This window comes from Streptomyces sp. NPDC006510 (genome assembly GCF_040611955.1).
Lineage (GTDB): Bacteria > Actinomycetota > Actinomycetes > Streptomycetales > Streptomycetaceae > Streptomyces.
In genome coordinates this window covers 1-23,767 of the sequence record NZ_JBEXPH010000134.1, presented here as the reverse complement: position 1 = coordinate 23,767, position 23,767 = coordinate 1, and the positions used below count along the sequence as shown (strand labels likewise).

21 protein-coding genes and 1 riboswitch are annotated in these 23,767 nt (G+C 69.7%); of the genes, 9 read left to right on the top strand and 12 right to left on the bottom strand.

Going from position 1 to position 23,767, the window contains the following annotated elements; translation table 11 throughout:
* Positions 1-172 precede the first annotated feature (172 nt).
* On the bottom strand, positions 173-628 hold the full coding sequence (locus tag ABZY11_RS30905; protein ID WP_356482300.1) for a hypothetical protein: 456 nt from the start codon (positions 626-628) through the stop codon (positions 173-175).
* 163 nt (positions 629-791) lie between these two features.
* Here ABZY11_RS30905 and ABZY11_RS30900 point away from each other — a divergent pair, with 163 nt between their 5' ends.
* Together ABZY11_RS30900 and ABZY11_RS30895 are read left to right on the top strand one after the other, a co-directional pair.
* Positions 792-1,760, top strand: coding sequence for a diacylglycerol kinase family protein (locus tag ABZY11_RS30900; protein ID WP_356482299.1), 969 nt, complete (start codon positions 792-794; stop codon positions 1,758-1,760).
* Positions 1,761-2,080: 320 nt separating this feature from the next.
* Positions 2,081-2,338: a WhiB family transcriptional regulator gene (locus tag ABZY11_RS30895; protein ID WP_003953983.1), complete on the top strand. Its 258-nt coding sequence runs from the start codon at positions 2,081-2,083 to the stop codon at positions 2,336-2,338.
* A gap of 199 nt (positions 2,339-2,537) precedes the next feature.
* Here ABZY11_RS30895 and ABZY11_RS30890 read toward each other — a convergent pair whose 3' ends face one another.
* Positions 2,538-4,004, bottom strand: coding sequence for a histidine kinase N-terminal domain-containing protein (locus tag ABZY11_RS30890; protein WP_356482302.1), 1,467 nt, complete (start codon positions 4,002-4,004; stop codon positions 2,538-2,540).
* Positions 4,005-4,368: 364 nt separating this feature from the next.
* Entirely contained in the window at positions 4,369-5,439 is a 1,071-nt protein-coding gene (locus tag ABZY11_RS30885) for an SIS domain-containing protein (protein ID WP_356482298.1), read from the bottom strand.
* Between the two features lie 195 nt (positions 5,440-5,634).
* Between ABZY11_RS30885 and nagB the strand changes: the two genes are divergently transcribed.
* Complete coding sequence (nagB, locus tag ABZY11_RS30880; protein ID WP_356482297.1) at positions 5,635-6,420, top strand: glucosamine-6-phosphate deaminase; 786 nt, start codon at positions 5,635-5,637, stop codon at positions 6,418-6,420.
* Between the two features lie 119 nt (positions 6,421-6,539).
* Here nagB and ABZY11_RS30875 read toward each other — a convergent pair whose 3' ends face one another.
* The 4 genes from ABZY11_RS30875 to ABZY11_RS30860 all read right to left on the bottom strand — a co-directional run bounded on the left by ABZY11_RS30875 (position 6,540) and on the right by ABZY11_RS30860 (position 11,293).
* The gene (locus ABZY11_RS30875; protein ID WP_356482296.1) at positions 6,540-8,081 is read right to left on the bottom strand and encodes a glycoside hydrolase family 3 protein; all 1,542 of its coding nucleotides are present in this window, start codon (positions 8,079-8,081) and stop codon (positions 6,540-6,542) included.
* Positions 8,082-8,089: 8 nt separating this feature from the next.
* Positions 8,090-8,920 carry a carbohydrate ABC transporter permease gene (locus tag ABZY11_RS30870; RefSeq protein WP_356482295.1) on the bottom strand — a complete coding sequence of 277 codons (831 nt, stop codon included), beginning with the start codon at positions 8,918-8,920 and terminating at the stop codon, positions 8,090-8,092.
* Complete coding sequence (locus tag ABZY11_RS30865) at positions 8,917-9,909, bottom strand: sugar ABC transporter permease (RefSeq protein WP_356482294.1); 993 nt, start codon at positions 9,907-9,909, stop codon at positions 8,917-8,919. The genes ABZY11_RS30870 and ABZY11_RS30865 overlap by 4 nt, the downstream gene beginning before the upstream one ends.
* Before the next feature lie 100 nt (positions 9,910-10,009).
* Entirely contained in the window at positions 10,010-11,293 is a 1,284-nt protein-coding gene (locus ABZY11_RS30860; RefSeq protein ID WP_356482293.1) for an extracellular solute-binding protein, read from the bottom strand.
* 279 nt (positions 11,294-11,572) lie between these two features.
* Between ABZY11_RS30860 and ABZY11_RS30855 the strand changes: the two genes are divergently transcribed.
* The 5 genes from ABZY11_RS30855 to ABZY11_RS30835 all read left to right on the top strand — a co-directional run bounded on the left by ABZY11_RS30855 (position 11,573) and on the right by ABZY11_RS30835 (position 18,317).
* The gene (locus ABZY11_RS30855; RefSeq protein ID WP_072483818.1) at positions 11,573-12,337 is read left to right on the top strand and encodes a GntR family transcriptional regulator; all 765 of its coding nucleotides are present in this window, start codon (positions 11,573-11,575) and stop codon (positions 12,335-12,337) included.
* 222 nt (positions 12,338-12,559) lie between these two features.
* A complete protein-coding gene (locus ABZY11_RS30850; protein ID WP_356482292.1) occupies positions 12,560-12,814 on the top strand; it encodes a DUF3311 domain-containing protein in 255 nt (84 codons plus the stop codon).
* Positions 12,811-14,445, top strand: a complete 1,635-nt coding sequence (gene mctP, locus ABZY11_RS30845; protein ID WP_356482291.1) for a monocarboxylate uptake permease MctP — start codon at positions 12,811-12,813, stop codon at positions 14,443-14,445. The genes ABZY11_RS30850 and mctP overlap by 4 nt, the downstream gene beginning before the upstream one ends.
* A gap of 175 nt (positions 14,446-14,620) precedes the next feature.
* A riboswitch (cobalamin riboswitch) is annotated at positions 14,621-14,751 on the top strand.
* Between the two features lie 138 nt (positions 14,752-14,889).
* Complete coding sequence (locus ABZY11_RS30840) at positions 14,890-17,301, top strand: ribonucleoside-diphosphate reductase subunit alpha (protein WP_356482290.1); 2,412 nt, start codon at positions 14,890-14,892, stop codon at positions 17,299-17,301.
* Positions 17,301-18,317: a ribonucleotide-diphosphate reductase subunit beta gene (locus tag ABZY11_RS30835; RefSeq protein ID WP_356482289.1), complete on the top strand. Its 1,017-nt coding sequence runs from the start codon at positions 17,301-17,303 to the stop codon at positions 18,315-18,317. The genes ABZY11_RS30840 and ABZY11_RS30835 overlap by 1 nt, the downstream gene beginning before the upstream one ends.
* A gap of 31 nt (positions 18,318-18,348) precedes the next feature.
* Here ABZY11_RS30835 and ABZY11_RS30830 read toward each other — a convergent pair whose 3' ends face one another.
* The gene (locus ABZY11_RS30830; RefSeq protein ID WP_356482288.1) at positions 18,349-18,561 is read right to left on the bottom strand and encodes a hypothetical protein; all 213 of its coding nucleotides are present in this window, start codon (positions 18,559-18,561) and stop codon (positions 18,349-18,351) included.
* Positions 18,562-18,642: 81 nt separating this feature from the next.
* Here ABZY11_RS30830 and ABZY11_RS30825 point away from each other — a divergent pair, with 81 nt between their 5' ends.
* The gene (locus ABZY11_RS30825; RefSeq protein WP_356482287.1) at positions 18,643-19,617 is read left to right on the top strand and encodes a helix-turn-helix domain-containing protein; all 975 of its coding nucleotides are present in this window, start codon (positions 18,643-18,645) and stop codon (positions 19,615-19,617) included.
* An 89-nt stretch (positions 19,618-19,706) separates the two neighbouring features.
* Here the strand turns inward: ABZY11_RS30825 and ABZY11_RS30820 are convergent, their stop codons facing one another.
* The 4 genes from ABZY11_RS30820 to ABZY11_RS30805 all read right to left on the bottom strand — a co-directional run bounded on the left by ABZY11_RS30820 (position 19,707) and on the right by ABZY11_RS30805 (position 23,725).
* Positions 19,707-20,444, bottom strand: a complete 738-nt coding sequence (locus ABZY11_RS30820) for a D-Ala-D-Ala carboxypeptidase family metallohydrolase (protein ID WP_356482286.1) — start codon at positions 20,442-20,444, stop codon at positions 19,707-19,709.
* Positions 20,445-20,617: 173 nt separating this feature from the next.
* Complete coding sequence (gene def, locus ABZY11_RS30815) at positions 20,618-21,274, bottom strand: peptide deformylase (RefSeq protein WP_356482285.1); 657 nt, start codon at positions 21,272-21,274, stop codon at positions 20,618-20,620.
* A gap of 98 nt (positions 21,275-21,372) precedes the next feature.
* The gene (locus ABZY11_RS30810; protein ID WP_356482284.1) at positions 21,373-22,365 is read right to left on the bottom strand and encodes a hypothetical protein; all 993 of its coding nucleotides are present in this window, start codon (positions 22,363-22,365) and stop codon (positions 21,373-21,375) included.
* Positions 22,366-22,456: 91 nt separating this feature from the next.
* The gene (locus tag ABZY11_RS30805; RefSeq protein WP_356482301.1) at positions 22,457-23,725 is read right to left on the bottom strand and encodes an HD domain-containing protein; all 1,269 of its coding nucleotides are present in this window, start codon (positions 23,723-23,725) and stop codon (positions 22,457-22,459) included.
* Positions 23,726-23,767: the final 42 nt, after the last annotated feature.

Here is a 23,767-nt window from a genome sequence, read left to right as displayed (position 1 = left end):
CTCGCAGATGCATGTCTCGCGGCTGCTGGCCCGCACGCTGGCGCAGCTGCGCGAGCGGCTGCTCGTCGAGGAGTAGCGGGCAGGGCGGGGCGGCCTGCCCGCGCCGCAGGCCGCCCGGTCCTGCCGCTACGCCCCGCTCGCTCGTCGGGCCGGCCGCCTCGGGCCGGCCGGATCAACCCTCCGGTGTGGCGCCCGGCCGGCGGATGCCGAGTGCCTCGACCGTGGTCGGCCTGACCAGCTGGTAGAGCGCCGTCAGGGACACCGCGGCGAGGACGATCCCGGCCGGGATCAGCACACCGTGCGACCTCAGCAGCGTCCAGGCCACCGGGAGCGCGATGATCTGCGTGATGAGCGCGGGGCCGCGGCTCCAACTGCGCCGCAGCAGCAGACCGCGGGCGGCGAACAACGGGATCAGGGCGAGCGCGATCAGCGTCAGCCCGCCCATCTCCGCCTGCTGCGGGCTCTCGGGGTGCCCGAGCAGACCCATGACCAGCATGTAGATCCCGCCGATGGCGAGCGCCGCCCCTTCCAGGGCGGTGAGTCCGGCAACGAGAGTGATCCTGCTCGGCTTCGCCGGTTCGAGCCTCGGCGAGGGCGACGAGGAGGGCGTGTTCTGCTGAGTACTCACCCTTGCAGGTTGGCATCCCGACGCCGCGAAAGCGAAGCCGGGGTCGGAATCGGGAATGGGAGCGGGCGACCGGCCCGTCCCCCGGCACCCGGGTCGTCACCGAGCGTAAAGGTCATGGGGTGGGACTTCAGAGTGATACCGCGCGGTAGGTAGTCTGGCGCCCATGCGCGCACTCCTCGTGGTCAATCCAGCTGCTACCACCACCAGTGCGCGGACCCGTGATGTGCTCATCCATGCGCTGGCCAGCGAGATGAAGCTGGAGGCCGTGACCACGGAATACCGCGGCCACGCCCGGGATCTCGGGCGGCGGGCCGCGGACGCCGACGACATCGATCTGGTGGTCGCCCTGGGCGGCGACGGCACGGTCAACGAGGTCGTGAACGGTCTGCTCCACAACGGTCCCGACCTGGACAGCCTGCCGCGCCTCGCGGTGGTTCCCGGCGGCTCCACCAATGTGTTCGCGCGCGCCCTGGGCCTGCCCAATGACGCGGTGGAGGCGACCGGAGCGATTCTGGACGCACTCGCCAACCGGACCGAACGCACGGTCGGCCTCGGGCTGGCGGCCGGCACCCCCGGCACCGAGGACGAGTCGGTCCCGGCGCGCTGGTTCACCTTCTGCGCCGGACTCGGATTCGACGCGGGCGTGGTCGGCCGGGTCGAACAGCAACGCGAACGCGGCAAGCGCTCGACACATGCGCTGTACGTACGCCAGGTGGTCCGGCAGTTCCTCGACGAGCCGCACCGCAGACATGGCGTGATGACCCTGGAGACTCCGGGACAGGACCCGGTCACCGGCCTGGCGCTGTCCATAATCTCCAACACCGCCCCCTGGTCCTACCTGGGCAATCGTCCGCTGTACGCGTCCCCGAAGGCGACCTTCGACACCGGTCTGGACGTGCTCGGGCTGAAGCGGCTCTCCACTCCGGCGGTCGCTCGCTACGGCACCCAGCTGCTCACTTCGAGCCCGGAGAAGGGCCCGTCCGGAAAGCACGCGGTTTCACTGCATGACCTCACGGACTTCACCTTGCATTCAAAGGTGCCACTGCCCTTCCAGATGGACGGGGACCACCTGGGAGTGCGCAGAAGTGTGACGTTCACAGGCGTACGCCGTGCACTGCGTGTGATTGTGTGAGCGGAAGGGACCAAAGTCCTTTAACTCGAACGTTTGGGCTGGGCTCCACCCCATAGAAGTACGGCTGTGACCTAGTCGACACCGAGGAATCAAAAAAAAGTTTCCAGAAGGGGTTGTATCCGCCGCTGAGGTTTGCGAATCTCTACATGGCGATCGGGACGGCCCGCAACACCGGCCTCCACTGAGAGCCAGAACCCCTCCTCTACTGCACAGGACCACAACCAGTTCATCTGGGCGTCGGCCCGACACCTGCGGGGGGATTCGTGAAAGCGTTCACATTCACAAGCACCAGTATGTAATACCAAGGAGAGGTAGCAGCCATGGACTGGCGTCACAACGCCGTTTGTCGTGAGGAAGACCCCGAGCTGTTCTTCCCCATCGGCAACACCGGTCCTGCGCTGCTGCAGATCGAGGAAGCCAAGGCCGTCTGCCGTCGCTGCCCCGTCATGGAGCAGTGCCTGCAGTGGGCGCTCGAGTCCGGCCAGGACTCCGGCGTCTGGGGTGGCCTCAGCGAGGACGAGCGCCGCGCGATGAAGCGCCGCGCCGCCCGCAACCGGGCGCGTAACGCCAGCGCCTGATCGACGCCACCGCTACGAGCCTCAGTCAGGCGGCGCGTACAGAGCGTACGCACCACCCCGCCCCCCGAGTCGCAGCGCGCAGTACCCCCGAAGCGCATGCATGAACAGTGAGCCCGGACCGTGACAACGGTCCGGGCTCACTGCTGTGTTCATGGCGCCGCCGGTCCGTCCGCCCCGAAGGGCAGCCGGATCTGCGGGGTTACTTCTCGGACCGGACCGGGATGTCGAGCACGACCTGGGTGCCGCGCTCGGGGGCCGGGACCATGCCGAAGGTTCCGCCCAACTCGCCTTCCACCAGCGTCCTGACGATCTGCAACCCCAGGTTGCCGGCGCGCTGCGGGTCGAACCCTTCGGGCAGACCGCACCCGTCGTCCTGGACCGTGATCAGCAGCCGCGTCCCGGCGGACGAACCGCCGCGCACCGCGGACACCTCCACCGTGCCGGACTCGGCGAGCGTGAAGGCGTGTTCCAGGGCGTTCTGCAGGACCTCCGTGAGCACCATCGCCAGCGGTGTGGCCACTTCGGCGTCGAGGATGCCGAAGCGCCCCGTCCGGCGGCAGGTGACCTTGCCCGGCGAGATCTCGGCGACCATCGCGATGACGCGGTCGGCGATCTCGTCGAACTCCACCCGCTCGTCCAGATTCTGGGACAGCGTCTCATGGACGATGGCGATCGAACCGACGCGCCGTACCGCCTCGTTGAGCGCCTCGCGACCCCGTACCGAGTCCATCCGCCGGGCCTGGAGCCGCAACAGGGCGGCAACGGTCTGGAGGTTGTTCTTCACCCGGTGGTGGATCTCCCGGATGGTGGCGTCCTTGGTGATCAACTCACGTTCGCGGCGGCGGAGTTCGGTGACGTCCCGGAGCAGGACCAGGGAGCCGATACGGACGCCCTTGGGCTTGAGCGGGATCGCCCGGAGCTGGATCACCCCGCCCGCGCACTCGACTTCGAACTCCCGAGGTGCGTAGCCGCTGGCCAGTTTGACCAGGGCCTCGTCCACCGGGCCCCGGGAGGGGGCGAGTTCGGCGGTGATGCCGCCCAGGTGCTGGCCGACCAGGTCGGAGGCGAGGCCGAGGCGGTGGTAAGCGGAGAGGCCGTTGGGGCTGGCGTACTGGACGATTCCGTCGGCGTCGAGCCTGATCAGCCCGTCGCCGACGCGCGGCGAGGCGTCCATGTCGACCTGCTGGCCGGGGAAGGGGAAGGACCCGGCGGCGATCATCTGGGCCAGGTCGGAGGCCGACTGGAGGTAGGTGAGCTCCAGTCTGGACGGGGTCCGGACGGTCAGGAGGTTGGTGTTGCGGGCGATGACCCCGAGGACCCGGCCCTCCCTGCGTACGGGTATCGACTCGACCCGTACCGGCACCTCCTCGCGCCACTCCGGGTCGCCCTCGCGCACGATCCGGCCCTCGTCCAGCGCCGCGTCCAGCAGCGGGCGGCGGCCGCGCGGCACCAGGTGGCCGACCATGTCGTCCTGGTAGGAGGTGGGGCCGGTGTTGGGGCGCATCTGGGCCACGGACACGTAGCGGGTGCCGTCGCGGGTGGGAACCCACAGGACGAGGTCGGCGAAGGAGAGGTCGGAGAGCAGCTGCCACTCCGAGACCAGCAGATGCAGCCACTCCAGGTCGGTGTCACCGAGGGCGGTGTGCTGGCGGACGAGGTCGTTCATGGAGGGCACGTGTGCGAGCGTACCCGCGGATGGGCAATGGCTCCGAACCGAACGACCGGACCGTACGTGCAGGGGAAGGAGCCCGGAAAATTGTGGCGCTCCGACGGATGGACACGGCGAATGGTCTAGTCCACAATGCTCAAGACAGAGCTTCCGCTCTCCCCGCACAGGAGGGCGGATCGAGGTACCGCGCTCTCTGCCCTGACCGCGCCGGTACCTCTCCCCGGCCGGGGGCACCGCACACCGCCGGCCGACCAGACCGTCCGTGATGGCCGGTCTTACTCCGGGCTGCGGTGCCGGACGGGCCGAGGGTCCCGTCCCGGCGCCGTGGCCCGCGGGTGTTTTCCGGGGCCGTTCCCCGGGTTCAGCGGGTCTCGGTGACCTTGGCCAGGGCACGGGGCGCGTCCGGGTCCTGACCGCGGGCGATCGTCACCTCGTAGGCCAGCATCTGCAGCGGCAGGATCTCCAGAACCGGCTGGAGCTCCTCGGCGACGCCTGACGTCGGCAGCACGAAACCCGCGGACGCCGCCGCGACCTGGGCCTGCGGGCCGACCACGAAGAGGTCCGCGCCGCGGCCGCGCAGCCGGTCCAGGACCGGCTGGAGCGCCTCGCCGCCCCGGCCGTCGGTGACCACCGCGATCACCGGGGAGATGTTGTCGACCATGGCGAGCGGGCCGTGCAGCAGATCGGCGCCCGAGTACGAGAGAGCCGGGATGTAGCTGGTCTCCATCAGCTTCAGGGCGGCTTCCTTGGCGGTGGGGTAGCCGTAGCCGCGGGAGGTGATGACCATGCGCTCGGCGAACCGGTAGCGCGCCGCCAGGGCCTTGACCTCGTCCTTGCGGGCCAGGATCTCCTCGGCCCGCTCCGGCAGGATCTCGGCGGCCGAGCCGTCGCGGCCGGCCAGCCCCTCCACGAAGAGGTAGAGGGACAGGAGCGACGCGGTGTACGTCTTGGTGGCCGGGAGGGCCTTCTCCGGGCCGGCCAGGATGTCGATGTGGTGCTCGGAGACGGCAGCCAGCGGCGAGTCCCGGTTGTTGGTGACGGCCAGGGTGATCGCACCGGCCTCGCGCGCCGCCCTCGTCGAGGCCACCAGGTCGGGCGAGCCGCCGGACTGGCTGACGGTGATGACGAGGACGTCCCTGAGGTCCGGCTTCGCCCCGTACGCGGTGGTGGTCGACATCGAGGCGAGACCGCAGGGCAGGCCGAGCCGGATCTCCAGCAGGTACTTGGCGTAGAGCGCGGCGTTGTCCGAGGTACCCCGGGCGGTGAGCAGGACGAAGCGCGGCTTCCTCGCCGCGATCCCGGCGGCCACCTCACGGATCCTGGGGGCGCCCCGTTCGAGGATCCGCCGGAGCATCGCGGGCTGCTCGGCCATCTCGCCGGACATGATCCGGCCCGGCTGCTCGCTCTCCCCGGCCGGAGAAGTGGCGGACATGTCGAGTGCCTCCCAGAGGGGTCCCGGTGCGTCGGCGAAACCGCTCGAACCAGTCGACCACGGAGAACCGGACAGTCGCCAGCGGGCCGTGGCCGGGACGGTACACCAGCCGTGCCCGCGTTGACAGGTTCTGCTAGATTGGAGCCCGATTGGTCTATACCACCTGACTCCACTCTTCAGATCGGCAGGCCCAGCGTGGAAGTTGTCATCGTCCCGGACGCCAAGGCAGGCGGCGAACTCATCGCGGAGGCCATCGGTGCCCTGCTGAGCCGCAAGCCCGACGCCCTTCTCGGCGTTGCCACCGGCTCGACCCCGCTGCCCATCTACCAGGCACTGGCGGCCAAGGTCCGCTCCGGCGCCGTCGACGCCTCGCGCGCGCGCATCTGCCAGCTCGACGAGTACGTGGGGCTGCCGGCGGGCCACCCCGAGTCCTACCGCTCGGTGGTGCTGCGCGAGGTCGTCGAGCCGCTCGGCCTGTCCGAGGCGTCCTTCATGGGCCCCGACGGCTCCGCCGAGGACGTCCAGGCGGCCTGCCAGGCGTACGACCAGGCGCTCGCCGAGGCCGGCGGGGTGGACCTGCAGCTTCTCGGCATCGGCACCGACGGGCACATCGGCTTCAACGAGCCGTGCTCCTCGCTCGCCTCCCGTACGCGCATCAAGACGCTCACCGAGCAGACCCGGGTCGACAACGCGCGCTTCTTCGACAACGACATCACGCAGGTGCCGCACCATGTGATCACCCAGGGCATCGGCACCATCCTGGAGTCCCGCCACCCGATCCTGCTCGCCACCGGCGAGGGCAAGGCGGACGCCGTGGCGCAGACGGTGGAGGGGCCGGTCGCCTCGGTCGTGCCCGCCTCGGCGCTCCAGCTGCACCCGCACGCGACGGTGGTGGTGGACGAGGCCGCCGCGTCGAAGCTGAAGCTGGCGGACTACTTCCGGGCCACGTACGCGGCGAAGCCGCCGTGGCAGGGGCTGTAGCGGTCCCGGACACGCCGAGAGGGCCAAGGCACCCACCGCGGGTGCCCCGGCCCTCTCGTATGCCGTCACGTGTCCGGCAGGGTGTGACGCGGCCCTTCGGCCCGCGTCACACCCCGCGCTCAGGCCGTCGTGCCGTCCGTGCCCCTGACGATGAGCTCCGCCGCCGCGAGGCCGCAGACGCGGGCCGCGCCGTGGGTGGCGATGTGCAGGGCGCCCCTGGGGGCCGCCTGCGGTACGCCCATCTCGACCACGACCGTGTCGGGGCGCTCCGCCACCAGCGCGTCGAGCGCCTCGACCGTCCAGGCGTGGCGGTGGACGTCGCGGACCACGACGACGATGCGCCGCTCCCCCGCCGCCCGCAGCACCGCGGCGACGGGCGCCTCGGTCTCGCTGTTGTACGTGCCGGTCTCCGTGCCCGGCAGCAGCCGGCCCAGCTCCGCGGCGACGCCCCACGGGGTCTCGTCGCCGACGGCGATGTTCGCCGCGGCGGTGAACGCGGCGACATAGCCGGGCTCGGTCAGCGGGGCGGCGGAGCCGGTCGCCCGCACCGCCCGGCGGGCGGCGACCAGGCCGATGTCGGAGCCGATTCCGGCGCCGGGCGCGGTCCCCTCCTGCGTTGCCGCGCCCGGCCCCGAACCGGCTCCCTTGACCCTCCGCGTCCAGGACGCGAGGGCACGTACCCGTGCGGCCGCGTCCGCGAGCCGCTCCTCGGCGAGTTCACCGCTGCGCACCGCCCGGACCAGCGCGTCGCGCAGCCGGAGCACCGTGCCGTCGTCCTCCAGGCCGCCACCGACGCACAGCGCGTCGGCCCCCGCGGCGATGGCGAGGACGGAGCCGCGCTCGATGCCGTACGTCGCGGCGATGGCCTGCATCTCCACGGCGTCGGTGACGATCAGGCCGTCGTAGCCCAGCTCCTCGCGGAGCAGACCGGTGAGGATCCGCGGGCTCACGGTCGCGGGGCGGTCCGGGTCGAGCGCCGGCAGCAGGATGTGCGCGCTCATCACGCATTTGGAGCCAGCCTCGATGGCCGCCCTGAAGGGCACCAGCTCACGGGCGTGCAGGGTCTCCAGGTCCACCTCGATGCGCGGCATCGCGTGGTGCGAGTCGATCGCGGTGTCGCCGTGTCCCGGGAAGTGCTTGGTGCAGGCGGCGACCCCGGCGGCCTGGAGGCCCTCGACGTACGCGGCGGTGTGCCGGGCCACGAGCCGGGGGTCGGCGCCGAAGGACCGTACGCCGATGACCGGGTTGCCCGGGTTGGAGTTGACGTCCGCGGACGGCGCCCAGTTGAGGTTGACGCCGCACTCGGCGAGCCGGCGGCCGAGCTCCTGGGCGACCGCGCGGGTCAGGGCGAGGTCGTCGACGTGGCCGAGGGCGAGGTTGCCGGGGAACGAGGAGCCGGTGCGCACCTCCAGGCGGGTGACGTCGCCGCCCTCCTCGTCGATCGCGACGAGGAGGTCGTCGCGCCCGGCCCTGAGCCGGGCGGTGAGCGCGGCCACCTGCTCGGGGGTGCGGATGTTGCGGCCGAACAGGGCGACGGAGGCGAGCCCTTCGTCGACCCGGCGCAGCACCCAGTCCGGGGCGGTGGTGCCGGTGAATCCGGGCTGCAGGACGGCGAGCGCGTCCCGGGTGACGGTGTCCGTGGCGGATATCAGGGTGGTCATGGGCGGCGTTATCCCTTCACGGCACCGTCGGTGAGGCCGCTGACGGCCTTGCGCTGCAGGAAGACGAACAGGATGAGGATCGGGATGGCGAAGATCGAGGCCGCCGCCATGGTGGCGCCCCAGTCGTCGCCGAACTGGCTCTGGAACTGGGAGAGCCAGAGCGGAAGCGTCTTGGCCTCGGGATCCTTGTTGAGGATCAGGACCAGCGGGAATTCGTTCCACGCGGTGATGAAGCCGAAGAGCGAGGTGGCCATCAGGCCGGGGGCGAGCAGCGGCAGGATGACCTTGACGAACGCCTGCGGGCGGGTGCAGCCGTCGACCATGGCGGACTCCTCCAGTTCCTTGGGCACCGCGGCAACGTAACCGCGCAGGGTGAGGATCGTGAAGGGGAGCACCATCACCATGTAGAAGATCGTCAGCGGGACCAGGCTGTTGAGCATGTCCGCGTCGCGGACCAGCATGTAGATCGCGATGACCATGACTTCCCACGGCGCCATCTGGGCGATCATGAAGACCAGGATCATGCCCTTGCGGCCCTTGAACCGCATCCGGGCCAGCGCGAACGACGCGAAGAGCGCGATGATCAGCGAGAAGACCACGGCGAGCAGGGTGACGGTGAGCGAATTCCCGACCAGGGTCAGGAAGTTCGGTGCGTGGTACGCCGTCTTGAAGTGCTCGAACGTGACGTCGGTCGGGAACCAGACCGGCGTCTCGGTGATGATGTCGCCGGTCGGCTTGAACGCCGTGCTGAACATCCAGTAGACGGGGAAGACCAGGGCGGCGAAGAGGACGATCGCCGTCGCGTTGGGCCAGATGCGGCCGAACAGTGAGCGCTTCACAGCTCGTCCTCCTCTTGCTTGAGAACGATGCGGAGGTAGTAGGAGGTCAGCCCCAGCATGATCAGGATCGTCAGCAGCGAGATCGCCGCGCCCATGCCGTAGTGCTGGTTGCCGACACCCTCGACGAAGGCGTAGACCGGCAGGGTCTCGGTGAGGCGGTTGGGGCCGCCCTCACTGATGGTGAAGATCTGCGGGAACGCCTTGAAGACCCAGATGACTTCGAGGAAGGTCGTGGCGTAGAGGAAGGGCCGCAGGAACGGGAACGTCACCGAGGTGAAGATCTTCCAGACGCCGGCGCCGTCGAGCGCGGCGGCTTCGTACAGTTCCTTGGCGATCGTCGTGGTCGCCGCGTACAGGTTGATCGCCACGAACGGGATGGACTGCCAGACGATCATGAGGGTGACCACGAAGAAGGTGGAGAACTGCGATCCGGTCCAGTTGAAGTCGGCCATCGAGTGCCAGCCGAGCTTGTCCAGCACGTAGTTGACCACGCCGAAGCGCGAGGCGAACAGCCACTGGAACACGGTGGACGCGGCCACGATCGGCATCGCCCAGGCGAGCACCAGGCCGACCATCAGGGTGAGCCGCATCTTCTTGCCGAGGCGGGCGAGCAGCAGTCCGACCAGGGTGCCGAGGATCATGATCAGGACGACGTTGACGCCGGTGAAGACGATCGTTCGGAGCGTGACTTTCCAGAAGTCCTCACCGGTGAGGATCTCCTGGTAGTTCTTGAAGCCGTTCCACTCGGTGACATGCTGGATCAGCTGTCCCATATTGAGGTTCTGGAACGACAGCATGGCGTTCTTCACCAGGGGGTACCCGAGGAGGATCGCCGTCACCGCGAGTGCGGGAATCATCAACAGGTACGGCGCCGCGCCGATACCCGGCTTCCGCTTGCTTCCCCCGTGCTGCCCGACGGGTGGTTTCCCGTCCTGCCCGCGGACTGCGGCCGTCCTGGCCACATCCGAGGGATCGGTCTGCACTGCCATGCTCGCCATCTCTTCCAACAAAGCCCTACACGGAACGGTGCGTACGACCGGGGCGGCGGGTCGGGACCCGCCGCCCCGGCGCGGGACGCGCTACTTGCGACTACTGCTGCTGGCTGAGGCGCTTGTTGAGCTCGCCCTCGACCTGCTTGGCGGCCTCGGCGGGCGACTTGCCCTGGAGAACCAGCGTCATGTAGGTCTTGATCGGGTTCGGCGGGTTCTCGACCGGCGCCCACTCCGGGATCAGCGGCGTGGTGCCACCGGACTTGGCGGCGGCAGGACCGGCCGCCTCGGCGGCGGGCTGGCCGACGGTGTACTTCTGCATGGCGTCGTTCTTCGGGGACCAGCCGGCCTCCTTGATGAGCGCGCCGTCGTTCTGCTCGGAGAGCGCGATCTTCAGGAACTCCTTGGCCAGGTCCTGGTTCTTGCTGCCCGCGGCCACGGCGAGGTTGGAGCCGCCGAGGAAGACGCCCTCGGGCTTGTCGGCCGTCTCACCGGGGATGGTGAAGAAGCCGATGTCGTCCTTGAGCTTCGGGTTGGCCTTGATGGCGGTGCCGGCCTCGTAGCCCATGGCGATGATGGCGCCGGTCTTGCCCTTGGCGAAGACCTCGGCCTGCTGCGGGGTGGCCTCGTCCTTGTCCTTGGGGGCCTTGGAGAAGGCCTGGTACTGCTTGTAGACGTCCATGGCCTCGGCGACCTTCGGGTCGGCCAGGTTGGAGACGTACTTGTCGCCTTCCTTCTTCACCGGCGAGACGTCCTTGCCGACGAGCAGGCCGTCGAAGAAGTACCAGTTCTGGCCGGGCAGGTAGATCGGCTCGGCGTCGCCCTTCTTCTCGATGGCCTCGAACGCCTTGAAGAGGTCGGCGCGGGTCTTCGGCGTCTCGGTGACACCGGCGTCCTTGAAGACCTTCTTGTTGTACATGACGACGCGGTTGCCCACGTACCACGGCAGGGCGTACTGCTTGCCGTCGAAGACGGAGGGCTGGTTGACGCCGTCGGCCCAGGCGGAGCCGATCTCCTGCTTCAGGTCACCGAGCTCGGCAAGACCACCGGTCTTGGCGTACGCCGGGGTCTGAGTGTTGCCGATCTCCAGGACGTCCGGCGGGTTGGACTCGGAGAGGGCGGTGGTGACCTTCTGCTGAATGCCGTTCCAGTCCTGGACTTCGATCTTCAGCTTGGCCTTGGTCTTCTTCTCGAACTCCTCGGTGACCGTCTTGGTCCACCCGTCCGGGTTCGAGCCGGACATCGTCCACACCGTCAGGGTCTGGCCCTTGTACGCGTCCGGACCGGCCTTCTTGCCGCTGTCGCCGCCGTCGTCGGACCCACACGCCGCGAGGCCGATCATCATGCCCGCGACGCCGATCGCCGCGATGAGCTTGCGCTTCACGCCAAACCCTCCTCAGGGAAACTGCAACCCCGCCCACCGCGAAGACATTCGACGAGTACTGCTGGGGCTGGACCTGGTCTTTAATGGTTTAGACCAGTACCGGGAGCTTGGCCTAGACCTTTAGGGGTGTCAAGGGTGTATAAGAAGTGCACTCGCGTCCGTTATAGGACCGACACCTAAGGGAGGGCGACCAGCCGTGACCGGACCGTGCCACCATGTGAGCCGCGACAGACGGAGGAGCCGGTGACGGCAGCAACGCAAGCGTCGGGAAGGCGGACCATGGGTGCCGACGGGGGCAGTACGGAGAACGAGACGGGCGCGGCCACGCGGACGGCGCGCGTCCCGAAGTACTACCGGCTGAAGCGACATCTGCTCGACATGACGGACACCATGCCGCCGGGCACCCCCGTGCCGCCGGAGCGGACCCTGGCCGCCGAGTTCGACACCTCGCGCACCACCGTGCGCCAGGCGCTCCAGGAGCTGGTCGTCGAGGGTCGGCTGGAGCGCATCCAGGGCAAGGGCACCTTCGTGGCCAAGCCGAAGGTCTCGCAGGCCCTGCAACTCACCTCGTACACCGAGGACATGCGCGCCCAGGGCCTCGAACCGACCTCCCAGCTGCTGGACATCGGCTATGTGACGGCCGACGACACGCTCGCGGGGCTGCTCGACATCACCACGGGCGGCCGGGTGCTGCGGATCGAGCGGCTGCGGCTGGCCAGCGGTGAGCCGATGGCGATCGAGACCACGCACCTTTCGGCCAAACGCTTTCCCGCGCTGCGCCGTTCACTGGTGAAGTACACCTCCCTCTACACCGCGCTGGCGGAGGTGTACGACGTACGGCTGGCCGAGGCCGAGGAGACCATCGAGACCTCGCTGGCCACGCCGCGCGAGGCCGGTCTGCTCGGTACGGACGTGGGCCTGCCGATGCTGATGCTCTCCCGGCACTCGCTCGACGGACAGGGCGAGCCGGTGGAGTGGGTGCGCTCGGTCTACCGCGGCGACCGGTACAAGTTCGTGGCGCGCCTGAAGCGGCCCACGGACTGAGCCCGGCGCTCGCGGCCCCCGTGGAAGGCATCACTCCGCGGGGGCCTTTCGCCTGCCTTGGTGCGGACCAACTGTCGTACGTCTGGAGAGATTGCGAACATACGTACCCGCTTGACGGACCGTTGCCGGACCGCAATGCGGGCAGGGGGTGACGGTGACCGGAAGCCTCCCCTAGATTTCCTGCGCATTACAAGGTGATCAGCGAGGGGACGGAGTCGCCGCATGCCAGCAGACCCAGAAGGAAAGCCACCGACCGTCACACCGGTCCGGGTGGTCATCGCCCTCTGTCTCATCGCGCCGTTCGTGGCGATGCTCTGGGTGAGTTCGTACGCGAAGGTGGACCCCACCTTCATCGGCATTCCGTTCTTCTACTGGTACCAGATGCTCTGGGTGCTGATCTCCACCGCGCTCACGATGGTCGCGTACAAGCTGTGGCAGCGTGACCAGCGCGCCCGCAAGGGAGGTGAGTCGGCATGAAGGACGGCGTGAACGGCGTCGCGCTCGGCGTCTTCATCTTCTTCTTCGTGGCCGTCACGGTCATGGGCTTCCTGGCGGCGCGCTGGCGCAAGGCCGAGAACGAGGCCAGCCTCGACGAATGGGGCCTGGGCGGACGGTCGTTCGGCACCTGGGTCACCTGGTTCCTGCTCGGCGGCGACCTGTACACCGCGTACACCTTCGTCGCCGTTCCCGCGGCGATCTACGCGGCGGGCGCAGCGGGCTTCTTCGCCGTGCCGTACACGATCCTCGTGTATCCATTGATCTTCACCTTCCTGCCGCGGCTGTGGTCGGTCTCGCACAAGCACGGGTACGTCACCACCTCGGACTTCGTGCGCGGGCGCTTCGGCTCGAAGGGCCTCTCGCTGGCGGTCGCCGTCACCGGCATCCTCGCCACGATGCCGTACATCGCGCTCCAGCTCGTCGGCATCCAGGCGGTGCTGGACGTGATGGGCGTCGGCGGCGGCGAGAACACCCACTGGTTCATCAAGGACCTGCCGCTGCTGATCGCGTTCGCGGTGCTCGCCGCGTACACCTACTCGTCCGGTCTGCGGGCGCCCGCGCTGATCGCGTTCGTCAAGGACGGGCTGATCTACCTGGTCATCGCGGTGGCGATCATCTACATCCCGATCAAGCTCGGCGGCTTCGACGACATCTTCGCCAAGGCGGGCGAGGCGTTCTCGCAGACCAACCCGGCCACCGGCAAGCCGCGCGGCGCGCTCGCGCCGGGCGAGGCGGGCCATTGGGGGTACGCCACCCTGGCGCTGGGCTCGGCGCTGGCGCTGTTCATGTATCCGCACTCGATCACGGCGACACTCTCCAGCCGCAGCCGCAACGTGATCCGGCGCAACACCACGATCCTGCCGCTGTACTCGCTGATGCTGGGTCTGCTGGCGCTGCTCGGCTTCATGGCCATCGCCGCCGGGATCAAGGTGGACAACGGTCAGCTGGCCATTCCCCAGCTGTTCGAGAACATGTTCCCGGACTGGTTCGCGGGCGTCGCGTTCGCCGCCATCGGCATCGGCGCGCTGGTGCCCGCCGCGATCATGTCGATCGCCGCGGCGAACCTCTTCACCCGCAACATCTACAAGGACTTCCTGAAGCCGGACGCGACCCCGGAGCAGGAGACCAAGGTCTCCAAGCTGGTGTCGCTGCTGGTCAAGGTCGGCGCGCTCGCCTTCGTCCTCACCATGGACAAGACGGTCGCGATCAACTTCCAGCTGCTCGGCGGCATCTGGATCCTCCAGACGATGCCGGCCCTGGTCGGCGGCCTGTTCACCCGCTGGTTCCACCGCTGGGCGCTGCTCGCGGGCTGGGCGGTCGGCATGGTGTACGGGACGGTCGCCGCGTACGGTGTCGCCAGCCCGACCCAGGCGCACTTCGGCGGCTCGTCCAAGGAGATCCCGGGGATCGGCGAGATCGGCTACATCGGCCTCACCGCGTTCGTGCTGAACGTGGTGGTGACGGTGGCGCTCACCTTCGTCCTGAACGCTATGAAGGCGCCCGCCGGGATCGACGAGACCTCCCCGGCCGACTACACCGCCGACGCGGGCGACCCGGGTGTCAGCACGAAGCTCCCGCCGGCCACGGCGGGGGCGCCGGGCGGTCACTGACGACGCGGCCCACGGCCTGCCGACGGCCCGTCGAGCCCCCTCCAGCGGGGCGCGGCGGGCCGTCGGCACGATCGGGGCCCACCGGCCCGGGAAAGGGCCGTACGGCTCATTCTGTGGGCCCGGCTCGACCGAGTGACACAACATGTGGGGGCTGCCTCATCGGGCAGCCCCCACATGTATGCTCATCCTCGCTGTCGCCGCAGGGGAATCCGGTGCGAATCCGGAACTGTCCCGCAACGGTGTATTCAGTGCGCTTTTGTGCACCCCGAGCCAGTCCGATGACCTGCCGGCAGCGCATCCGGCTCGACCGAACCGGATGCCCAGACGTCCGGGCCTCGCGGTTGGGCCGGTGGACGCCGTGCGGAGTGCCGCCCTGCCCGGGTGTGCGTCCGTCCGGCTGCCCCGTTCCCCGCCGGCCCAGAGCCGAGCGAGGGAGAGCACCACGTGACCATCGCGCCAGCCGATCCGGCTTCAGTCGCCGCGTCCGCAGCAGCCGAGTCCGGGGCCGCCGCACAGGACGGACCGGGAACCGCACTGCTGCGGACCCTGACCGACCTGACCGCCGATCTGCCCGACACCGACCCCGGCCGGGTCGCCGCTGCCGCGCTGCGCGGCCGCAGCGCGCGGGCGGACGAGGCCGAGCTGCGGTCGCTGGCCACCGAGGCCGCCGCGGGGCTGATCTCCGAGGACCCCGCCTACTCCCGGCTCGCCGCCCGGCTCCTGACCCTCACCATCGCGGACGAGGCGGCCGGTCAGGGCGCGGTCTCCTTCTCCGCCTCGGTCGCCGTCGGGCACCGCGAGGGCCTGATCGCTGACCGCACCGCCGGGTTCGTCGCCCGCCACGCGGCCGCACTCGACGCGCTGGTGGAGCGTGCGCTCGCCGACGGCGCGGACGACCGCTTCGGCTACTTCGGGCTGCGGACCCTGCACAGCCGCTATCTGCTGCGCCACCCGCACACCCGTCAGGTCATCGAGACGCCCCAGCACTTCATGCTGCGGGTCGCGTCCGGGCTGGCCGAGGACGAGTCGCAGCGCGCCGTGGACGAAGTGGCGGCGCTGTACGGGCTGATGAGCCGGCTCGACTACCTCCCCTCCTCCCCCACGCTGTTCAACTCCGGCACCCGGCACCCGCAGATGTCCTCCTGCTATCTGCTGGACTCCCCGCTGGACGAGCTCGACTCGATCTACGACCGCTACCACCAGGTGGCCCGGCTCTCGAAGCACGCGGGCGGCATCGGTCTGTCGTACTCCCGCATCCGCTCCCGCGGTTCGCTGATCCGTGGCACCAACGGGCACTCCAACGGCATCGTGCCGTTCCTGAAGACGCTCGACGCCTCCGTCGCCGCGGTGAACCAGGGGGGCCGCCGCAAGGGTGCCGCCGCCGTCTACCTGGAGACCTGGCACGCGGACATCGAGGAGTTCCTGGAGCTGCGCGACAACACGGGTGAGGACCAGCGGCGCACGCACAACCTCAACCTGGCGCACTGGATCCCGGACGAGTTCATGCGCCGGGTCGACGCGGACGGCGAGTGGTCGCTGTTCTCGCCCGCCGACGTGCCCGGACTGGTCGACCTGTGGGGCGAGGAGTTCGACGCCGCCTACCGGGCCGCGGAGGCCGCGGGGCTGGCCCGCAAGTCGCTCCCGGCCCGTGAGCTGTACGGCCGGATGATGCGCACCCTCGCGCAGACCGGCCAGGGCTGGATGACGTTCAAGGACGCCTCCAACCGGACCGCGAACCAGACCGCCGAGCCGGGCAGCGTCGTCCACTCGTCGAATCTGTGCACCGAGATCCTCGAAGTCACCGACGACGGCGAGACGGCCGTCTGCAACCTGGGTTCGGTCAACCTCGGCGCGTTCGTCGCCGACGGCGACATCGACTGGGAGCGGCTGGACGCCACCGTCCGCACCGCCGTGACCTTCCTGGACCGGGTCGTCGACATCAACTTCTACCCGACCGAGCAGGCCGGCCGCTCCAACGCGAAGTGGCGCCCGGTGGGCCTGGGCGCCATGGGTCTCCAGGACGTCTTCTTCCAGCTGCGGCTGCCCTTCGACTCCCCCGAGGCCCGCGCGCTCTCCACGAAGATCTCCGAGCGGATCATGCTCGCCGCGTACGAGTCGTCCTGCGACCTCGCCGAGAGGTCCGGTCCGCTGCCGGCCTGGTCCCAGACGCGTGCCGCCCGCGGTGTGCTGCACCCCGACCACTACGACACCGAGCTGAACTGGCCGGAGCGGTGGGAGGCGCTGCGCGCCCGCGTCGCGAAGAGCGGGATGCGCAACTCGCTGCTGCTCGCCATCGCGCCGACGGCGACGATCGCCTCGATCGCGGGCGTGTACGAGTGCATCGAGCCGCAGGTCTCCAACCTGTTCAAGCGCGAGACGCTCAGCGGTGAGTTCCTCCAGGTCAACGCGTATCTGGTGGATGAGCTGAAGCAGCTCGGGGTGTGGGACGCGCGCACCCGTGAGGCGCTGCGCGAGGCCAGCGGTTCGGTGCAGGGCTTCGCCTGGATCCCGGAGGAGGTGCGGGCGCTGTACCGCACGGCGTGGGAGATCCCGCAGCGCGGTCTGATCGACATGGCGGCGGCCCGTACGCCGTTCCTGGACCAGAGCCAGTCGCTGAACCTGTTCCTGGAGACGCCGACGATCGGCAAGCTCTCCTCGATGTACGCGTACGCCTGGAAGCAGGGGCTGAAGACGACGTACTACCTGCGCTCGCGCCCGGCGACCCGGATCGCCCGTGCCGCCTCCGGCCAGGCCGCGGCCGCCGCCCCCATTCCCGTACAGCAGGCTTCGGCGCCCGACGCGGACGCGATCGCCTGCTCCCTCGAAAACCCCGAGTCCTGCGAGGCCTGCCAGTAATGAGCACCACCGAGAACAAGAACCTGCTGGACCCGGGCTTCGAACTGACCCTGCGGCCCATGCGCTACCCGGACTTCTACGAGCGCTACCGCGACGCGATCAAGAACACCTGGACGGTGGAGGAGGTCGATCTGCACTCCGACGTCGCCGACCTCGCCAAGCTGTCCCCCGGCGAGCAGCACATGATCGGCCGGCTGGTCGCGTTCTTCGCGACGGGTGACTCGATCGTCTCGAACAACCTCGTGCTGACGCTGTACAAGCACATCAACTCCCCCGAGGCGCGGCTGTATCTGTCGCGGCAGCTCTTCGAGGAGGCCGTGCACGTCCAGTTCTATCTGACGCTGCTGGACACCTACTTGCCCGACCCGGACGACCGGGCGGCGGCGTTCGACGCGGTCGAGGAGATCCCGTCCATCCGTGAGAAGGCGCAGTTCTGCTTCAAGTGGATGGATTCGGTCGAGAAGATCGAGCGCCTGGAGACGAAGGCCGACCGCCGCCGCTTCCTGCTGAACCTGATCTGCTTCGCGGCGTGCATCGAGGGGCTGTTCTTCTACGGCGCGTTCGCGTACGTCTACTGGTTCCGCTCGCGGGGTCTGCTGCACGGTCTCGCCACGGGCACCAACTGGGTGTTCCGTGACGAGACGATGCACATGAACTTCGCGTTCGAGGTCGTGGACACCGTCCGCAAGGAGGAGCCGGACCTCTTCGACGACGAGCTCCAGCAGCAGGTCACCGACATGCTGAAGGAGGCCGTGGCCGCGGAGCTCCAGTTCGGCCGTGATCTGTGCGGTGACGGCCTGCCCGGCATGAACACCGAGTCGATGCGGCAGTACCTGGAGTGCGTCGCCGACCAGCGGCTCACCCGGCTGGGCTTCCCGGCGGTCTACGGCTCCGAGAACCCGTTCTCGTTCATGGAGCTCCAGGGCGTGCAGGAGCTGACGAACTTCTTCGAGCGCCGGCCGTCCGCGTACCAGGTGGCGGTGGAGGGCTCGGTCGCCTTCGACGACGACTTCTAGTACCGAGGGGCGCTTCCAGTGCCGAGGGGCGCTAGATCCTGGCCCAGCTTCTGAGGCAGGGGCGCCGCGCAGCCGTCACGGGCTGCGCGGCGCTCGCCGTATCCGGCGGTCCGTCGTTCCGGGCCCGTTCCGCGGCGCGCAGCTCGCGGTCGATGCGGCGCTCGCGGGCGAGCCCGACGAGGGTGGGCAACAGGACGAGAGCGATAAGTGCGACTATGCCCAGGACGTTCTGGAATGTGTTCATGGCTCTACTCTCGTCCGCGCGGACGGATTGCGGCAGTGGCAGGACTGTCATGGAACATCGAATTACTGCCACACTGACGCCATGCTGAAAAATGTCGCCGCTCTGCTGCTCGACGAGGTCCACCCCTTCGAACTGGGTGTGCTGTGCGAGGTCTTCGGCCTCGACCGCAGCGACGAGGGACTGCCGGTGCACGATTTCGCCGTGGTCTCCGCCGAGGGCCCGGCGCTCCGGACCCATGCCGGCTTCACCATCAGCACGCCGCACGGCCTCGACCGGCTGGAGGAGGCCGACCTCATCGCCGTGCCGGCCGGCAGCCACTTCATGAACCGGGAGTACCCCGAAGAGGTCCTCGACGCCCTGCGCCGGGCCGTGGACCGGGGCGCCCGCGTGCTGAGCGTCTGCTCCGGCGCGTACGTGCTCGGCGCGGCCGGACTGCTGGACGGGCGCCGCTGCACCACCCACTGGCGCCACGCCCCGGAGCTGGCCCGCCGCTTCCCGCGGGCCGTCGTCGAACCCGATGTGCTGTACGTGGACGACGGCCAGGTCATCACCTCGGCGGGCACGGCGGCCGGGATCGACGCCTGCCTGCATCTGGTCCGGCAGGCGTACGGCCCCGACGCCGCCAACGCGATCGCCCGCCGCATGGTGGTGCCGCCGCACCGGGACGGCGGTCAGGCGCAGTACATCGAGCGCCCGCTGCCCCGCACCCGCTGCGACACCGTCGGCGAGACCCTCGTCTGGATGGAGCGCCACCTCGACCAGGAGATGACCGTCGAGCAACTGGCCGCCCAGGCGCACATGTCGCCGCGCACCTTCGCCCGCCGCTTCCAGCAGGAGACGGGCACCACTCCGTACCGCTGGCTGCTGCGCCAGCGGGTACTCCTGGCACAGCACCTGCTGGAGACCTCCGACGAAACGGTGGACACCATCGCCGGGCGCACCGGCTTCGGTACCGCCGCCGCGCTGCGCCACCAGTTCGTACGCTCCTTGGGCACCACGCCGAATGCCTACCGCCGCACCTTCCGCGGTCCGTCCGCGGTGATCGAAGTGGCGTGAGCCGGCACAACGGACTCTCCTGAGGCGCGAGGAAGGGACCCTGGTCCGGCGGGCGGATTCCGGGGCCCCTTCCCCGTGTGCGGGAGGTGTCAGACGCCGCAGTTCGGCGCCGACCAGTAGTGGCTGGGGCCCTGGTTGACGTGGATGTGGTCGCCGTGGCCCGGGTATCCCGGGCCGAGGATCCCGTTGAAGCCGTGGTTGCGGGCCTGCTTGGCGATGGTGCACAGGGAGTGCGGTCCGGCGCCGAGGTCGGCCGCGTCGCCGTACATGTGGCGGCTGTTGGACGCACCGCCGACCGCGCTGTTGCAGGACACGGAGCGGAAGCCGCTGGTGACCCGGATGGACTGGTCACCGAGCGCGTGCCGCAGCGCCTCCAGCTTCCACATGGTGCTCAGCGCGTTGGCCTTCGCCGTGCCGGCCGCGACGGCACCACCCGCCCAGGTCGAGTTGCACTGGTTGAGCTCGGCGTATGTGAAGTGCGCCGGGGTGCAGTCATTGTCCTGGAGTTCGTAGATCTTGGCCTGGGTGGCCGGGCCCGCGATGCCGTCGGCGGCGAGGCCGTAGGCGGCCTGGAAGCGCTTGACGGCGGCGGTGGTGGCCGGTCCGTAGGAGCCGTCGATGGCGAGTACGGAGTTGTAGCCGGGGTAGCCGGCCACCCGTATCTGGAGCTGGACGACGTCATTGCCGGTGGCACCGGGGGACAGTGTGCGGGTCCAGCTGTAGCAGCCGTCGGCCTGTGCGGTGCCGGCGGTCACCACGGCACCACCCAAGGCGAAAGCCATGGTCATGACAAGACCGAGCAGGAGTCGTGCGGTACGTCTGAGCATGAGAGGGCTCCCTACCGTGACGGAGGTGTGGGGAGAGAGCCTGTCGGACGAGTCGACGCGCGTCAACTACCCATGGATGAATGGCAGTTGGCGGCCAACCGGGAGCGGAAACCGATGGGCCCGGTCACCCTCATGAGGAGGACCGGGCCCATCGGTGACAGCCGGGAGTGCGCTCAGTCGTTCGGCACGATCTCGTAGCGCGGCGTGTTCTCCGCCATCTGCTTCAGCGCGTCCTTGCGGTCCCGCTTCGAGAGCCGGTCGATGTACAGGTAGCCGTACAGGTGGTCCGTCTCGTGCTGGAGGCAGCGGGCGAAGTAGCCATTGCCCCGGACCTTGACGGGATTGCCCTTGGCGTCCTGTCCGCGGACCACCGCGTAGTCCGGGCGGGCCAGCGAGGCGTACGCGGTCGGGACCGAGAGGCAGCCCTCGTTGGAGTCGTCCAGGACCCGGTCCTCCGGTGCAAGCTCTTCGAGCACCGGGTTGCAGACGGCACCCACGTGCCGCACGCCGTCGTCGTCCGGGCAGTCGTAGACGAAGACCTTGAGGTCGACACCGATCTGGTTGGCGGCCAGGCCGACGCCCTCCGCCGTCCGCTGGCTGGCGAACATGTCGTCGATCAGCCGGCCCAGTTCGTCGTCGAACTCGGTGACGTCCTTGCACTCCTTGTGGAGCACCGGGTTGCCCACGACCGTGATCGGACGGGAGGTGCCGCGCTCGCGATGTGCCGCCTCGCGCGCCTCACAGTCCTCGGTGTCCACGACGAATCCCTCGTCGTCGACGAATCCCTCGCCGTCGACGCTGATCTGCTCGTCCGTCTCCTGCTGCGCCATGTCCGCCGTACGCCTTCCTGAAAACCTGAATCCCGGTCATCCGACAGTTCCGGGGCCCGAGCACCGCGACCGGTGCCCGTACAGCCTACGGGCACCGGTCAGCAGACTTCTTCGAGATCCCGCCACTCGCGGCTGTCCGGGCTGTCCGCCACCCAGCCGTCCAGCAGACCGCGCACCAGCCCGGCCGGTGCCGCTATCCCGCACTCCCGCTCGGGCACCCACAGCTCACCGGCGGTGCGGTGACCCAGCGGGCCCGGATGCCCCGGTTCGCTGTGGTCGTGCGGGTCGAGGTGCTCGCCGTCGCCCTCGTCGCTCTCCATCCGGCTCTCCGAGCAGGCCCGGCAGAGCAGTCGTACGGAGGACGACCAGTCCTCGGCGGCGAACCCGGCGTCCGACGCCAGCCGCTCCAGCGCGTCCCGGTCCGACTCGGTGGCCGCTTCGAGCAGCACCACCCAGGTCGGTACGGGAGACGGCGCCCACAGCTCGATCTCGTCGAAGACGGGGTAGGAGGGCCCGGCCGCGGTGACCCGCTCGCCGTGCGGCACCCCGTCGTGCAGGACGACCTCGCCCCAGCGGCGGCCGGACGACGGCAGCGGAATGGAGAGCACCTCCATCCGCGCCGGATCGAGTCTGCGGCCCCAGACGACCTCGGCCTCGCCCTCCGGCGACAGCCGTACCGCGGCGCTGCCCAGCTCCATGCCGACCGGCTCGCTGTTGGCCGCCGAGGTGTGCTGGCCGGCGCCCGGCACCTTCAGCCCGTACGCCTGCCAGGCCCGGCGGGCCAGCGGCCAGTCCTGCAACGCGGTGGCGGCGATCCCGACGTTCCACCAGTCGGGAGCGCCGGATTCCTTGTCGAGCAGCGCGACGGCCCGCAGGCCGGCGGCTCTCGCCTGTTCCCAGTCATGCCGGAATTTGTGCAGCAGCGCCAGGTTGAACCATGACTCGGAGAGCCAGGGTTCCAGGTCCGCCGCACGTGTCAGCAGTGCGCCCGCGTCCTCGTACCGGCCGTCGCCGATCAGCGTGAACGCGCGGTCGGTGGCCTGCCGCCAAGAGGCGGAGGGCCGATGCCGTACCTTCCCGAAGATCCTCACGATTCCCGCCTGTCCCGACTGGACACCCTCGTTTTCCGCTCTTCTTCGCATCCAACCATGCCGGGCCGGACGCCCGCTCATTACCCATGGGTTACCCGGGCAGGCCCGGGGCCGGACCGCCCCGTGCGAGGACCCTGGCCAGGGATTCCACGACTTCGGGCTGATAGTCGTGAGCGGTCCCGAGCCTGAGTTGTTCCAGCGCGCCCAGCGGCCCGATGAGACTTTCCCCGCACAGGTCGTCGTATGCGTTGACGGCCCTGACGATCCTGGCGGACAACGGTTGCTCGCGGTAGGGGTCGGCCTGCCGTTCCACGACGACGGCGACCTCGGTGTCCACCCCGGTCTGCCGGACCACGGCCCCGCCGAGCAGCGCGATGCGGCGCTGCTCGGCGGCGGGCAGGGTGGCCGTCGCCCCGTCCGGGACCGGGTCGACGAGCGAGAGCTGGCCGATGTCGTGCATCAGGGCGGCGTGCTCCAGCACGGTCAGCCGGCTCCCGGAGAGCCCCAGCTCACGGCCGACCGCCCGGCAGAGCACCGCGACCCTGCGGGCGTGCCCGTGCGGGGTGTACCCGGCGATCTCGGTGGACCTGGCGAGCGAGGCGATGGTCTGCCGGTAGGTGGTGCGCACGGCGACGAACCGGCGGAACGAGAGCTGGGTCAGCAGCAGCGGTACGCACAGGACCGGCAGCGCCCACAGCCCGGCGACGGCCACCCCGAGAGCCATCACGACCCCGGTCGCGCAGACCGCCGAGCCGATGCCGATGAGGCCGCGCAGCTCGTCCCGCAGCAGCGGCGGGTAGGGGTGGCGGGTGCGCGCGCACAGCAGCAGGGCCGCGAGCACGGCGTCGCACAGCGCGGTCAGGGCGAGGATCAGGAGCAGGACGAGCACGTAGTACGGGCCTTCGCCGAACCAGTCCGCGATGCGGCCGCTGTTGTACAGCGGCTGGAAGCACACGGCGGCGAAGGCGACGGTCAGGACGCGGCGGGCCACCCGGTCGGGTGCGGGTCCGGTGCCGCGCGCCACATGGGGCACACAGGCCACCAGCTGTGCCGCGACGAGTACGGCGAGCACCTGGAGGACACCGTGCTCGGTCGGTTCGCCGCCGCTGCGGCCGAGGAGGGCGTACGCGAGCGCTCCGGCGGCTCCGAGCGGTGCGGGCTCGCGCTCGCCGGGCAGCGCACCCCAGCGGGCCAGTTCCCCCACGGTGATGAGCACCCCGAAGGCGAGGGCGTGGCCGGGGTCGTGGACACCGTCCCAGAGGGTGTGGCCGAGCCCGGCGACGGCGAGCAGGGCCGCGGCGGCGCGAACGGCGATGACGGCGGGGGGCGGCTGTGTCCCGGTCCCGGCCCTGACCGTCATACCGGACGGTGACGGCTGGACCGGCGTCCTCGCCCACCGGGC